Raw genomic sequence first — 13,559 nt, forward strand, 5'->3', positions numbered from 1 at the left:
TGAAGAAGCCTGCCAGCCACCCTCTGTATGCGAGGTCTGCCCCCCGTGGTCTCCGGGGGTTTTCCCCCGGGCGCACCACCACCTTCCTGGTGGCAGCCCCCTCCGGTGAGCGGCCGGCCGGCCGAAGTCGTGATGCGGATGCCCCGGGCAGAGGTCACAGCAGCGGGGGGAGACTCACGAGTGCTGCGCCGCCGGCACCGAGCGCTGCCAGCAGAGATGCCGGCCAGTTGCCCGACTGGGCGTACGTCAGCAGTCCTGCCAACAGCCCCACCACGACGGCGGATAAGAGAATCAGAGCCCAGCGCAGCGACAACCGCTCCGGCGGCGTGGGAGGGGGCGTGGGCGAGGTCGGTTCGGGCATACGGCTCTCCTGCAGCTGTGTCAGGACGGAAAGAGGCAGCCCTTCTGCAGCTGCCGCGCACCACACCGGCCCGGTGACCTCATACGTCAACTCACCCTGGCCAGTGCCTCGGAACCACCGGAACTTCTCGAATGAGTGACCACGGTAGCCATCTGAGCGAGATCAGAGAAGGGCTCTGATGCCTCATCGGCCGCATATGGGCCGCGTGACGCAGTCGATCCGACGAGTGCGCCCCCGAGTGCGCCTGTAGAGCCGCCTCCACTCCTTTTGCGCGCTGCCGGATGGGTGACCAGACGAGCCCTGTGACCTAGCATCGCTGTCATGACTGGTCCCAAAGTCGACCTGCCCGAAGGGTCCGAGGACGCGTTACGGGGCTCCACCGCACAGGTGGTGGAACAACTGGGCTGTCAGATCGTGGAAGGCGGCAAGCCCCGCGATCAACACCTCACGGTGGACGCCGTCATGCACGAGTTCGGGATCACCCGGCCCATGGCCCGCGAGGCCCTGCAGGCGCTGCATCAAAAGGGCCTGATCAATCTGCAGCCGCGGATCGGGGCAACCGTTCAGGCGCTGGAGCGGTGGGACCTGCTGGACCCCGACGTGATCGCCTGGCGCCTGGAGGTGGCCCCCGACAGTCAGATGCGCTCACTGACCGAACTGCGGGAGGTGATCGAGCCCCGTGCGGCCAAACTGGCCGCACTCAGCCGGTCCGCCGGGATCTGCCACGACCTGACCAGCCACGCGCGCACCCTGCTCGCCCTCAGCGAGGACCCGGACTTCGCCCGGGTCCGGGCAGGGGCGGCGATCCGGCAGCGCTTCCGGGACGTGGACGCGGCCTTCCACCGCACCCTCCTCGCCGGCTCGCGCAACGAACTGTTCCTGCGCCTTTCCCATCCGGTCGTCATGGCGTTGAACCACCGGATCGACCGCGACTGGGCGGGCAGTCACCAGGATCCGACGATCACGCCGACGCGGGCCGTCGTCGGTGCCGATACCGTGCGGAGCTATCCCACCCGGCCGCAACCGGTCGCCATGTGGCTGCACATGGGACTGGCCTACGCGGTCGACCAGGGACTGGCGACGGCCGCGGAGGCGTTCGCGGAGGCCATCCTGGCCGAGATCCGAAGCGGACGGCTGCAGGATCCCGTGGTACGTGACCGTCTTCGGGCGGGGCTGGACCAGTTCAACGCCAACGGCCTGCCGACCGCTCATCGCGCCGGCTTTCAGGACGCCATGGCGGCCTTGGTCAACGCCCGGCGCGCTCCCGTTGTCGTCATGGGGGTCAGCGGATGCGGCAAGACCACCGTGGGTCAGTACCTCGCAGAGTCGCTCAGGGTGCCTTTCGAGGAGGGGGACCGCTTTCATCCCAGGCGCAACGTGGAGTCCTTGGAGAACGGAACGCGCCTCGACGACCGCAGCCGTAGTCCGTGGCTGGCCGCCATCGCGGGCCGTATCCGCGTGGCAGGGTCGGAGGAAGGGCTGGTGATCACCTGCTCGGCGCTCAGACGCATCTACCGCGAGATGCTGCGTGTGGCCCGCCCCGACACGTTCTTCGTGCATCTGGCACTCGACCAGGACGAGGCCACCGCCCGCGTGACGAGCAGGGAGTCGCACTTCATGCCCGCCTCCCTGGTGTCCTCGCAGTTCGAGGATCTGGAACCGCTGGAGGACGACGAGGCCGGGATGACGGTCGACGCGACCCTGCCGGTCGAACGCATCGTCGCCGAGGTCCAGACCGAGCTGGCCCGCCGTAGCCGGCTGCGCTGAGTCGCCCCGTCCACGCACGCTGACGGCACCCTTCCGCCGCACGGCGCCATGGGCCGTCGCACCGATCGACTGAATCGACCGAAAAGAGGGGGGACTTCGCCATGCGAATCGTGTCTGCCGAGGTGATCGTCACCAGCCCGGGACGAAACTTCGTCACCCTGCGCATCACCACCGAGGACGGCGTGGTCGGCCTCGGCGACGCCACGCTCAACGGCCGTGAACTGGCCGTTCAGGCCTATCTGGACAGTCATGTCGTGCCCCTGCTCATCGGAGGTGACGCCTCCCGCATCGAAGACACCTGGCAGTACCTCTACCGGGGCGCGTACTGGCGGCGCGGTCCCGTCACCATGGCGGCCATCGCGGCCGTCGACACGGCGCTGTGGGACATCAAAGCGAAGTGCGCCGGAATGCCCCTGTACCAGCTCCTCGGTGGCGCGTCCCGTACCGGCGCCCTGGCCTACGGTCACGCCTCCGGCCGCGATGTGCCCGAACTGCTCGACTCCGTGCGCGCGCACATGGCGCTGGGCTACCGTGCCATCCGCATCCAGACGGGGATCCCCGGCCTGGACTCGGTGTACGGCGTGGCTGCCTCCAGCGCGGGCGGCGGAGACCGCTACGACTACGAACCCGCGCGCCGCGCCGCGGGGCGCGGGCGGCCCCTGCCGGCAGTGGAAACGTGGGACACACGGGCGTACCTACGGCACCTTCCCACCGTCTTCGAGGCCGTCCGGGCAGAGTTCGGTCCCGAGGTGCCGCTGCTGCACGACGGACACCACCGGATGACGCCGATCCAGGCAGCACACCTGGGCAAGGCGCTGGAACCGTACGACCTGTTCTGGCTGGAGGACGCCACGCCGGCGGAGGATCAGGCGGCCCTGCGCCTGATCAGGCAGCACACGACGACACCGCTGGCGATCGGCGAGGTCTTCAACTCCGTCTACGACTACACCACGTTGCTGAGCGAGCGGCTGATCGACTACGTGCGCTCCGCGGTGACCCACACAGGTGGCGTCACCGCGATGAAGAAGCTGCTCGACCTCGCGGATGTCTACGGCGTCAGGTCCGGGATGCACGGCCCGACCGACATCTCCCCGGTGGGCATGGCGGCCGCGCTCCATCTGGACCTGGCCGTCCACAACTTCGGCATTCAGGAGTACATGCGCCACTCCGAGCGGACACTGGAGGTCTTCCGTACCTCCTACCGTTTCGAGGACGGACTGCTGCATCCGTCGGACACCCCGGGGCTGGGCGTCGACCTGGACATCGAGGCGGCCCGTCGCTTCCCTTACGAGCCGGCGTACCTGCCGGTCAATCGACTGCGGGACGGGACCGTCCACGACTGGTGAGGGAGCCGGCCGCAGCCGTCGCACGGCCCAGCCGCCCCGTACATGGACCGGGCCCCCGTGGAGGGGGCCCGACTCGGTCACGCAGTCGGGGCTGTGCGGCGTTCGTTCGTCAGCAGGTGCGGCCCACGTAGTGAGCGCCCTGGATCTTGTCGGCGGAGCCCAGCCACGACCTGCCCGGTCCCACACAGCGCTCGTAGTCGGGCGCCATGGCCACCTCGACCTTGATCACCACGTGGGAACCGTCGGATGTGCAGTGGTTGTAGAACGCGTCGGAGCCGGTCTCGTAGAAGCCGCACGGATCGGCGGCCGCGGGGGTCGCGGTGGCGGTGCCGGCGCCCAGGAAGGCGAGCGCCAGGGCGCCGGAAGCGAAGGTGCTGCTCAGCAGACGACAGACACGCACGACTGACTCCTTGCACGGGTGCGGAGGGAGGAGGAAACGAGCCGGACAGAGCGGTGTCGCGCGCTCGGCCCGGGACCATTTCATGATCACGCGCTGTGGACGCGCGATCCGCCGGGTACCTCCCGATTCACCCGCCGCATCGTTTCCTCCTTACGCCGACCGAGTTACTCGTATGGAGATGTGCCCGGAGTCGCGGTGCGGCGGCCGGCATCCCGCTGAGCCGCTGTCAGCTGCTGTGGACACCGACCTCGTGCAGGGAGTAGCCCCACTGGGTCCCGCGTTCCGTGCCCGTCACGCGGAGGTAGCGGGCGGGTGTGCCGGTGAACCGTGCGGTGTCGAGGCCTCCGTCACCGCTGGTGGTCGACCAGACGGTCTTCCAGTCCGTGCCGTCCGTCGAGAGCTCGATGCGGTACGACTTCCCGTACGCGCGCTCCCAGTCGAGCGTGACCCGCCCGACCAGGTGGGTCGAGCCCAGGTCGATCCGCAGCCACTGGCCGTCGCTCCAGTCGCTGGCCCACCGGGTGTCCCGTGTGCCGTCCACCGCGCGGTTCGGCGCATAGCTGGTGAACGGGTTCCACTCGGCCGAACTGGCCGTGGCGGGGGCGTCCTTGGCGAGGTTGACTCCCGCCTGATGGTGCTCGGCCGCTCCCCAGGTGTCGAGGTAGGACTCGGCGCCCCGGAAGAGGTCGTTCACCACGCCCTGGCCGCCGACCAGCCGGATGTCCTCGATCCAGTCCGGGACGAGGCCGTAGTGCGCGGCTCCGTCGGTGTTCAGGTCCCAGGTGCGCTCACCGGTGGTCTGCCGGTCGATGACGGAGCCGCCGTCGACGCTGCGGAAGGGGTACGTGACCTTGTTGGGGGCGTCCGCGCCGCGGGGGCCCGGCCAGCCGCCGACACCGTTCATGTCCGTGCCGTAGCCGTAGCCGACGTCGTACTTGTCGCGCAGTGCCTTGGTGCGGTTCGCCTCGGCCGTGAATCCCTCCGAGCCGTGCATGTACTGGGCGATGAAGCCGCCGAGGCCGTAGACGCGCTCGGTCCAGTTGAGGTCCATCCAGCTGTGCGAGGAGATCACGCCGGGGTAGGAGTCGGCCTCGAAGATGTCGAGCACGCGGCCGACGGCCTTGACGCTCATGTGGTCGATCTCCAGCATCATCTTGCGTTTCATCATGCCGTGCACGGCGTACTCACCCAGGTCCGTGAGGCCACGGGTGTTGCACTGCGCGTCCGAGTCGTACGAGGGGACCTTCACGCCGGCCGGGAGTTTCGCCTCGGCCCCGGGCGCCGCGGCCGAGCCGATGGGGTTGTCGTGCTGCGGGCCCGTGCACTTCTCCGTCTTCCAGAAGGTGCCGGTCGACAGGAACTGCCCGACGTTGATGGCCGTGCCGAGGCCGCCCGAGTCGAAGCGGACTCCGCACAGCGCGTTGTCGAACTTGTGGCACAAGAACATGCTGCGCACGCCCAGCGCGTACAGCTCGTCGAGGCCGGCGTCGATGTCCTTCTTGTCGCACTGCGCGATGTCCAGGATCTGCTTGCAGCCGAAGGGCTCGGAGGTCTCCACCCCCAGGATGACGGCCAGCTTGCCCTGCTTGATGACCTCACGGGCCTGTGCACTGTCGGTGACGATCCGGAACCAGCCCTTGCCGGTGCCGCCGTACATCTTGTCGATGTAGGCCTGGAGGTCGTACGTCAGCTTCGCCTGCAGTCGGATCGATGTCATCTCGTCGCAGCTGCGGTCCTTGAAGAAGTACACCGAGCAGATCACACCGTTGGTGACGAGGTCGTTGACGAGCACCCGCTGGCCACCGCGCCAGGCCCGTTCGACCCACGCGTAGTAGTTCTGCTGGTGGGTCAGCGAGTCGTGGGCGGGCCAGTCCTTGAACGTGGGCCAGCCGACCGGGTCGTGGCGGCCGTCACCGCCCTTGGTGATGAAGTCGAAGATGGCCAGCGAGCCGTCGGGGTAGTGCTCGGGGCAGTCCTTGAGCGCGTCGGCGATCCCGGCCTCGGAGAACGTCTTGCCGCAGATGAGGCGCCCGCCGAAACCCTCGTTGGCGAACATGTGGTCGTGCGCGTCGACGAATCCCCGCACCTCGCCCTGGGCGTTGGTGCCCGTGAACGGTTCGCCGGTGACATTGATCTGGGAGTCCGGAGCGGGCCGTGACGTCGGAAGCCACCAGTTGCCGTCCGCCGCCGAACTCCGCGTGGGGCCCTGGACGATGGCCAGCACGAGGAGCAGCAACGAGACGACGGCGACCTCTCTGCGCCGGCGGTACGGGTTCCTGCTGATTCTCACAAGCCACGTCCCTCGGTCGGCGGGATCGCGCAGAAGACGGTGACCGACGTCCGGGGCCCGTGGAGCCTGCCGGATTCCGGCTTGATTGTCATGTCCTGCGCAAAGTATCGCCCTAGAGGATCGCCAGTACCGCTTTCGACGTCAAGACTCATGCTGGGGCGAGCACCGCGGCCGCTCCGTCGCCGGGCGCGCGCGACGCCGACGGGGAGGGCACACGACCTGGTGGCGAGGCTCCGGACGGACCTGCCCGGCATTGGCATCAGCACCTGCCGGCCACCTGCCGGAGCGTCGTCGGCATCGGCACCCGGACGCACCGTGAGCCTCATCGGGGCCCGGGTCGGGACGGCAGGCGCCAGGTGGGGACATGCACCTGGAAGGCGCCGGGCGTGGCGGCAAGGTGCCGGGCGCCTGGTGGTGCGTGATCCTGTAGGAGTGTGTGGTGTCCCAGCCCGTCGGATCCCGACGGCCTACGCCGCCTCGGGCCAATGCGCCGTACGCGTGACCCTGGTCGCCTCGGCCGGCTTCTACCTCTTTCGGTACGGCCTCGACAGCCCCGTCGCGGCCACCTACGCCCTCTTCGGCACCGTGGCGCTGGGCGGACTCTCCAAGATCCCCGGGACCGGGCGGCAGCGAGCCGCGGTGGTGCTGCGCCTGCTGCCGGTGTGCTGGCTACTGGTGGTGATCGGCACCTATCTGTCGGTGCGGACCTGGTGCGCGGTCGTCGGCATGTTCGGCGTCGGCTTCGCGCTGGCCTTCTCCGCAGTCGGCGGGCCGCGCCTCGCGGGGGCGGCGCCGGGCCTGCAACTGCTCTACATTCTGCCGTCCTTCCCTCCGTACGACCCCGGCTCGCTCGGCCAGCGGCTGATCGGGACGACGACCGGGCTGGCCCTGTTCGTCGCAGCCGAGGCGCTGATCCTTCCCGGGCGCGCGCCGCCGTCGTACCGGGAGCGTGCCGCCCGCGCCGCACACACGACCTCGCACTGCGCGTCGCTCCTCGCCGCTCCTCCGTACGCCCTGACCGATGCGGACATCCGGGCTGCCCGCGAGGCCGGCCGTGCACTGCGGCCCGTGACCGTGCCGGAGGCGGAACGTCCGGCGGGACCGGCACTGCGCGACCGCGCCCTCGCCCACACCGGTCTGGCCGCCCGCACCCTCCTCAGCCGGCTCGCGCAACTGGCCGCCCCGCCGAGCGACCCGCCGGGACCTGCCGTGACCGCCGTACTGCACGCAGTGGCGCGACTGGCCACGGCGACCGCGACCTGCCTGCGAGCGGGGCCGTCCCCCGTGGCGGCGTACAAGGAGCTGGTCACGGCACGCGCACACCTGTCGGCCTCGTCCGCGGGCCCCGCACCCACCGGGGCCTCGGCCGACGAGACGGCTCCCGCGCCGGACTTCCCGCCCGCCGTACTGCGCCGGCACGCCGCCGTGCTGGAGATCGCCGACGCTGCGCTGGCCGTGGGCGCGGCGGCCGATCTCGCCGTACAGGGCCGGCAGGCCTCGGTGGAGGTGCCGCCGGGGCGGTTCTGGTACGCCACGACCTGGGCCCCGTGCCTGTGGTGGCACCGGCTGCACGGCCATGCCGAGCGCCGGTCGGTGTTCTTCCAGAACGCGGTGCGCATCGCCCTGGCCCTGACGGCCGCCCGGCTCGTCGCCGGGGTGGACACGCTGCCCCATGGGTTCTGGGCCATGCTGGCGACGCTCACCCTCACCCGGACCACCATGGACGAGACCTGGAGCACCATCCGCCGGGCTCTCGCCGGCACGCTGTGCGGCGCCCTGGTGACCGCCGGGGCCCTGGCGCTGGTGGGGACCGACACCGCGGTGTACGCCGCCGTCCTGCCGGCGTGGATGCTGCTCGCCTTCACGGTGGGACCGGTCAAGGGCGTCGGCTGGGCGCAGGGCCTGTTCACCGTGCTGGTGGCCCTGGTCTTCGCCCAGCTGTCGCCGCCGACGTGGCGGTTGGCGGAGGTCCGGCTGCTGGATGTCCTGGTCGGGAGTGCGATCGGCGCGGTCTTCGGCCTGCTGGCCTGGCCCCGCGGCGCCCACGAGGAGCTGCGCCGTGCGACGGCCGAGCTGCTGCGCCGTGCAGCCGAGATCGTGGTGGCGACCGGCGCCTCGGTGGCGGGAGGCAGGGCCACGACCACACGGCCCGGGGTACCCGTCCACGGATCACTGCAGCACGCGGTCATCCTCGCGGAGTCCGCCTATGCGCAGTTCCTGAGCGAGCCGACGCCGTTCGGCGGGCGAAGGCGCGGGGTACCGCTGCCCGAAGTGGACTGGCAGGCGACGCTGATGGCCGGTCACCACACCCTGTGGGGGTCCGAGCGACTGCTGGAGCCGCCGCTCACCGCCCTGGGGCAGACGGCAGCCGAGTCGGTCAGCGGGCTGGGGGACCGGGTGGCCGGGCGGATGCTGCTCGTCTCCGCGGCCCTCGATCCCGGGGGTGACACCCCGACCGGTCCGGTGCCGCTGATCGCCCCGGCCCTGCCGGACTTCGCCACGGAGCCGCCCGGCGCACCGCGGCGCTACTTCGCCGCCGTGTCGTGGCTGGGCTCGCTGATGACCGATCTGGGACGGATCGCGCGCGGTGGGCCCGAACCCGACCACGCCGACGTGCCCGCCGCGCACTGAGCCGGGCGCCGATCGAAGGACTTGCCGAATCTGCGCTGTGAAGCGGATCACAGCCGCGGGATGTCACACATGCCCGATGCGAGGTGTCTCCATGGGCAGCCGACGAAGGGAGCCGACCGTGAGGCCGGGCTTACCGTGCACCACCGTGGGGGAGACAGGCCGTGGCTGAGGACGCCTTCACCGAGCACCGACCACTGCTGTTCACCATCGCCTACGAGATGCTGGGCAGCGCCACGGACGCCGAGGACGTGCTGCAGGAGAGCTACCTGCGCTGGAGCCGGATCGATCCCGCCACCATCGAGCATCCGCGCCCCTACCTGGTACGTCTGGTGACCCGGCAGGGTCTCAACCACCTGCGTGCGGTCAGGGCGCGGCGCGAGGAATACATCGGCGCCTGGCTGCCCGAGCCGATCCGCACCGCACCCGAGGTGAGCGACGACGCGACGCTGGCCGAGTCGGTGTCGATGGCCATGCTGCTCGTCCTGGAGACACTGAATCCGACCGAGCGTGCCGTGTTCGTCCTGCACGAGGTGTTCGGCTACGCCCATGGCGAGATCGCCGCCGCGATCGGCAGGACAGAGGTGGCCGTCCGTCAGACAGCACACCGCGCGCGCCGTCATGTGCACGCACGGCGCCGCCGTTTCGAGCCCGGATCCGATGCGGCGCGCGAGATCATCCAGCGATTCCTGCTCGCTGCGGCGACCGGTGACATCCAGGCCCTGATGGACCTCCTGGCACCCGATGTGGTGTCGATCTCCGACGGCGGCGGGAAAGCCGTCGCTGCCCGCCGCCCGATCACCGGTCGCGAGGATGTCGCCCGCTTCGCCCTCGGCGTGGCACGCACCGGCGCAACGAGCGCCCCCGTCGAGCACGCCACCTACAACGGCATGCCCGCAGCACGCTTCCTCATCGGCGCTGAACTCGACTGGCTGCTCGCGTTCGAGATCCACCAGGGACGGATCACCGGCCTCTACGGGGTTCGCAACCCCGACAAGCTCCGCAGCGCCGACACGGTGCTTCAGCTCGACAGAAAGGGACCGTGACGGTGGAAACCGTGACTGTTGAACGGGTCATCGACGCCCCGATCGAGGACGTGTTCGCGTGGCTCACCACGACCACCAACTACACCAGTTCGCCCCTGGTGCTGCGCTGCAGCCTGACCCGGCGGGGCCTGGCCGCGCCCTACGGCGTCGGCGCAGTGCGCCGTCACCTGTGGCTGATCGGCTGGTTCCGGGAGCGCGTCACCCACTACGAGGCGCCGCACTGCACCGAGTACGTCGTCGAGCGCAGCCTGCCGCCGTCCAGGCACGAACTCGGCCGGATGACGTTCACCGAGGTGGACGGCGGAACCCGGGTGTGCTGGACGACCCGCGCCGAGGTCCGCATTCCCTTGTTCGCCGCCTCCCTCACCAGGCTCCTCGTGCGGCCCGTCATCGCCGGCACCTTCCGCAACATCCTGGACGCGGCCGACACCGCACTGACGCGTGCCCCCAGCCTGAAGTGAGCAGGATCGACACACGTGCGACAACGACCGCAACGGGCCGGCGTGACGAGCGTGTCGGAGGCGGGCCGGCAGCGCCTCAGCGCCGCTGCCCCCAGGTCATCACCATGCCTGGGCCGAGCTCGGCGAGTCGGGGCGAGGCCAGGTAGGCGAGCGCTTCGTCGATGACCACGGCGTCCACCTGGCCGGTCGCCTCCAGCGCGGGGCGCATCCGGCTCCAGGTCTCGGACCAGAAACGGGCCAGGGGGCTGCCTGCGACCAGCGGCGGGCAGACCAGCTCCGCGGCCACGTTCCGCAGGCCTTCCTCTCTCAGGAAGTGCGGGTACGCCGGCACGGAGGATGTGTCGGTGCCGATCGTCGGCCTCAGCGCCAGCCACATGGCGTCCATGACCCGCCGGTAGGCAGACGAGGTGTCCAGGGCGTCCGGCACCTCCACGGCGTCCCCCAGCACCAGCCAACCCCCGGGATTCAGCCAGTTCGCGAGCCGGGAGACGAGCCGGCGGCGCTCGGGCAGGTGCATGAGGACGACCCTGGCATGGATCAGGTCGAAGCTGCCGGGCCGCAGGCTCTCGTCCGTGAGATCGGCGGTGACCACCTGCAGCCGCGGTTCGGCAAGGTCGTCCAGGTCGGCGGTGTCCCGATCGAGGGCGACCACCTCCTCGACACCTGCCTCCTCCAGCAGCCAGCGCGCCACCGTCCCGGTCCCGGCACCCACTTCCAGACACCGGGTGCCCGGCCCTGCGCCCAAAGACCGCAGACGGCTTGTGGTGACGGGATCGTAGGCCAGCGCGGCGGCGTCGATCCGTTCTGCTTCCCGGGGGTGTTCGGGTTCGAACAGATCCTCGCCGTAGTGGCCGTCGCCGGCGGCCGGCCTGCCGGAGGAGGACGAGCCGGTCATGCCCGAACCTCACTCCTGGGCAGGCGATGCCGCACGGTGGGGGCGACGACCCAGCGGCCCTTCGCGCCCCGGCACAGCCCTGCTGCCCCTCTCGACGCCATGCGAACTCCCTTCATCATCAGCGGATGGGCCGCAACCACGGTGACAGCTGCCGGACGTGGCCGGTCACCGGACGACGACTGGTTGGCGGGACCAACGACACCATCGGATGAACGGCACACCGGCGACCGCGTGCTGGGCGTTCGCCTCCAGGGCCGGTCCATCCGGCCGCACGCACAGGACTCGGTGCGCTGCCTGCGCTGATTGCTCTGCAACCGGCCTGACCGGTAGGTGAGAATTGCGGTCATGGCGTTGTCGACGGCGTTCACGGAACTGTTCGGTGTGGAGCATCCGATTGCCCTGGCGCCGATGGGCGGCTCGGCCGGTGGCGCCCTGGCGGGCGCGGTGTCGCGCGGCGGTGGCCTCGGGCTGCTGGGCAGTGGGGACGGGGATCGGGACTGGCTCGCCCGGGAACTGTCTGTCCTCGCCGACGAGGGTGCCGGGAGGCCCTGGGGCGTCGGCTTTCTGACGTGGCAGATCGAGATCGGTGCGGTGGCGCGGGCGCTTGAGCACAGGCCGATGGCGGTGATGTTGTCCTTCGGCGACCCCAGTCCCTTCGCGGAGCGGATCCACAACGCGGGTGCGGCGCTGATCATTCAGGTCACCGACCTGGAGGAGGCCCGGAGAGCGGTGGATCTGGGCGCCGACGTGATCGTCGCGCAGGGCACCGAAGGGGGCGGGCACGGCGCCCGGCACGGGCGCTCGACGCTGCCGTTCGTGCCCGTCGTGGCGGACCTGGCGGCGCCGGTGCCGGTGCTGGCGGCCGGCGGGATCGCCGACGGCCGCGGCGTCGCGGCAGCGCTGGCACTGGGGGCCGCCGGAGCCCTGCTCGGCACCCGGTTCCAGGCCACGACCGAGGCCCTGGTCGCCCCCGCGACCGCCAAGGCGATCGTCGAGGGACGGGGGGAGGAGACGGAGCGCAACAGGGTGCTGGACATCGTCCGCGGCTCGCAGTGGCCGCCGCAGTACACCGCGCGCACCCTGGGCCATCCCTTCCTGGACGAATGGCGGGGCCGGGAGGACGCACTCCTGGCTTCCCCGCATGCCCGGCAGGCGTACCGGGACGCCGTCGCGGCCGGGAAGATCCCCGCACTGCCGCAGTGGGCCGGCGAGTCCGTCGACCTCATCAACGATCTGCCGTCCGCCGCCGATCTCGTGGGCACCCTGGCCGCCCAGGCCGAGGAGGCCCTGGCCCGAGCCGGCAGACGCTGACCGTCGACCGCCAGGAAGCGGCGCCCGCGGCCGGACCGCCGACCCGTGCGGTCGACGCCCCGAGCTGCGGGCCGGCACTGTGCGTCGCACTCGTGGCCGACCGGACCTGGGGCAATCGCCGCCGGCCGCTGTCACCGGGGCCACTCGAGCAAGACGTCGAGGAACGACCTACTAAGCTGGGTGAACGTGAGAACCGGCATGTGAATGACCGTGCCGGATCGCGGCTCGAACACGAGGGAGCGACCGATGACAGTGGGAACCGAGCGAGCCGTACTGGCGGGCGGTTGTTTCTGGGGCATGCAGGACCTGATCCGCAAGCAGCCGGGTGTGGTGTCCACACGCGTCGGGTACAGCGGCGGTGACACGCCGAACGCCACGTACCGTAACCACGGCGACCACGCCGAGGCCATCGAGATCGTCTTCGATCCCATGGCCACGAGCTACCGCGACATATTGGAATTCTTCTTCCAGATCCATGATCCGACCACGCGGGACCGCCAGGGCAACGACATCGGCCGTAGCTACCGGTCCGCCATCTACTACACCGATGAAGAGCAGCACCGCGTGGCTGTGGACACGATCGCGGACGTCGAGGCGAGTGGGCTGTGGCCGGGGAAGGTGGTCACGGAGGTCGAGCCGGTGGGCGACTTCTGGGAGGCCGAGCCCGAGCACCAGGACTACCTGGAGCGCTATCCGAGCGGCTACACCTGCCACTTCCCGCGACCGAACTGGAAGCTGCCCCGCCGAGCCTCGACCGGTACGAACTGAGAGCGCTGCCGGCGCCGAAGTCCTGCTGGAGCACGGGAGGCGGGAACTGAAGGCCGGTCCGCCCCTGTGGTGGCAGGGGCGGACCGTGGGGCGATGAACCGGCGATATGAGGTCCCCCACGGCCCTGCCCGAGGCCCGGCCCCGCGCACCCCGGCCCGTTGAAACGGGTGGTCTGCTGGAGGCCCTGCTCAGTACGGTGATCGGGTGTGCTTCTACGCGATGACCTACTACAAGCTGCACTACGCATGCGTCTTATGCCGCGTCAGCTTTAAGCAGCATGCGCATC

Annotated in this window: 11 protein-coding genes; 7 read left to right on the top strand and 4 right to left on the bottom strand. The window is 70.4% G+C overall.

What is annotated here, in order from left to right; genetic code table 11:
- Nucleotides 1-154: 154 nt before the first annotated feature.
- The gene (locus tag ACIRU3_RS19845; RefSeq protein WP_404057827.1) at nucleotides 155-361 is read right to left on the bottom strand and encodes a hypothetical protein; all 207 of its coding nucleotides are present in this window, start codon (nucleotides 359-361) and stop codon (nucleotides 155-157) included.
- 321 nt (nucleotides 362-682) lie between these two features.
- On the opposite strand from ACIRU3_RS19845, the gene ACIRU3_RS19850 reads away from it, so the two are divergent.
- Together ACIRU3_RS19850 and manD are read left to right on the top strand one after the other, a co-directional pair.
- Nucleotides 683-2,128, top strand: a complete 1,446-nt coding sequence (locus ACIRU3_RS19850; protein WP_404057829.1) for a gluconokinase, GntK/IdnK-type — start codon at nucleotides 683-685, stop codon at nucleotides 2,126-2,128.
- A 101-nt stretch (nucleotides 2,129-2,229) separates the two neighbouring features.
- Nucleotides 2,230-3,474, top strand: coding sequence for a D-mannonate dehydratase ManD (gene manD, locus ACIRU3_RS19855; RefSeq protein ID WP_404057831.1), 1,245 nt, complete (start codon nucleotides 2,230-2,232; stop codon nucleotides 3,472-3,474).
- 109 nt (nucleotides 3,475-3,583) lie between these two features.
- On the opposite strand, the gene ACIRU3_RS19860 is transcribed toward manD, so the two are convergent.
- Together ACIRU3_RS19860 and ACIRU3_RS19865 are read right to left on the bottom strand one after the other, a co-directional pair.
- On the bottom strand, nucleotides 3,584-3,874 hold the full coding sequence (locus ACIRU3_RS19860) for a DUF6355 family natural product biosynthesis protein (RefSeq protein WP_404057833.1): 291 nt from the start codon (nucleotides 3,872-3,874) through the stop codon (nucleotides 3,584-3,586).
- A 226-nt stretch (nucleotides 3,875-4,100) separates the two neighbouring features.
- Nucleotides 4,101-6,158 carry a discoidin domain-containing protein gene (locus ACIRU3_RS19865; RefSeq protein WP_404057924.1) on the bottom strand — a complete coding sequence of 686 codons (2,058 nt, stop codon included), beginning with the start codon at nucleotides 6,156-6,158 and terminating at the stop codon, nucleotides 4,101-4,103.
- Between the two features lie 504 nt (nucleotides 6,159-6,662).
- Here ACIRU3_RS19865 and ACIRU3_RS19870 point away from each other — a divergent pair.
- The 3 genes from ACIRU3_RS19870 (at nucleotide 6,663) to ACIRU3_RS19880 (ending at nucleotide 10,299) form a co-directional block, all read left to right on the top strand.
- Nucleotides 6,663-8,795, top strand: coding sequence for an FUSC family protein (locus ACIRU3_RS19870; protein ID WP_404057835.1), 2,133 nt, complete (start codon nucleotides 6,663-6,665; stop codon nucleotides 8,793-8,795).
- Between the two features lie 161 nt (nucleotides 8,796-8,956).
- Nucleotides 8,957-9,838, top strand: a complete 882-nt coding sequence (locus ACIRU3_RS19875; RefSeq protein WP_404057837.1) for an RNA polymerase sigma-70 factor — start codon at nucleotides 8,957-8,959, stop codon at nucleotides 9,836-9,838.
- 2 nt (nucleotides 9,839-9,840) lie between these two features.
- The gene (locus ACIRU3_RS19880; RefSeq protein ID WP_404057926.1) at nucleotides 9,841-10,299 is read left to right on the top strand and encodes an SRPBCC family protein; all 459 of its coding nucleotides are present in this window, start codon (nucleotides 9,841-9,843) and stop codon (nucleotides 10,297-10,299) included.
- Between the two features lie 76 nt (nucleotides 10,300-10,375).
- On the opposite strand, the gene ACIRU3_RS19885 is transcribed toward ACIRU3_RS19880, so the two are convergent.
- A complete protein-coding gene (locus ACIRU3_RS19885) occupies nucleotides 10,376-11,194 on the bottom strand; it encodes a class I SAM-dependent methyltransferase (RefSeq protein WP_404057839.1) in 819 nt (272 codons plus the stop codon).
- Nucleotides 11,195-11,539: 345 nt separating this feature from the next.
- On the opposite strand from ACIRU3_RS19885, the gene ACIRU3_RS19890 reads away from it, so the two are divergent.
- Both ACIRU3_RS19890 and msrA read left to right on the top strand, forming a co-directional pair.
- Complete coding sequence (locus ACIRU3_RS19890; protein WP_404057841.1) at nucleotides 11,540-12,505, top strand: nitronate monooxygenase; 966 nt, start codon at nucleotides 11,540-11,542, stop codon at nucleotides 12,503-12,505.
- Nucleotides 12,506-12,751: 246 nt separating this feature from the next.
- Complete coding sequence (gene msrA / locus ACIRU3_RS19895; RefSeq protein WP_404057843.1) at nucleotides 12,752-13,273, top strand: peptide-methionine (S)-S-oxide reductase MsrA; 522 nt, start codon at nucleotides 12,752-12,754, stop codon at nucleotides 13,271-13,273.
- Nucleotides 13,274-13,559: the final 286 nt, after the last annotated feature.

The organism is Streptomyces sp. NPDC101151 (genome assembly GCF_044768335.1).
Classification (GTDB): domain Bacteria; phylum Actinomycetota; class Actinomycetes; order Streptomycetales; family Streptomycetaceae; genus Streptomyces.

Bases quoted from the DNA above. Each gene is read 5' to 3' on its own strand.
- ACIRU3_RS19845 (WP_404057827.1), bottom strand. From the start codon at position 361: ATGCCCGAACCGACCTCGCCCACGCCCCCTCCCACGCCGCCGGAGCGG.
- msrA (WP_404057843.1), top strand. From the start codon at position 12,752: ATGACAGTGGGAACCGAGCGAGCCGTACTGGCGGGCGGTTGTTTCTGG.
- ACIRU3_RS19885 (WP_404057839.1), bottom strand. From the start codon at position 11,194: ATGACCGGCTCGTCCTCCTCCGGCAGGCCGGCCGCCGGCGACGGCCAC.
- ACIRU3_RS19890 (WP_404057841.1), top strand. From the start codon at position 11,540: ATGGCGTTGTCGACGGCGTTCACGGAACTGTTCGGTGTGGAGCATCCG.
- manD (WP_404057831.1), top strand. From the start codon at position 2,230: ATGCGAATCGTGTCTGCCGAGGTGATCGTCACCAGCCCGGGACGAAAC.
- ACIRU3_RS19850 (WP_404057829.1), top strand. From the start codon at position 683: ATGACTGGTCCCAAAGTCGACCTGCCCGAAGGGTCCGAGGACGCGTTA.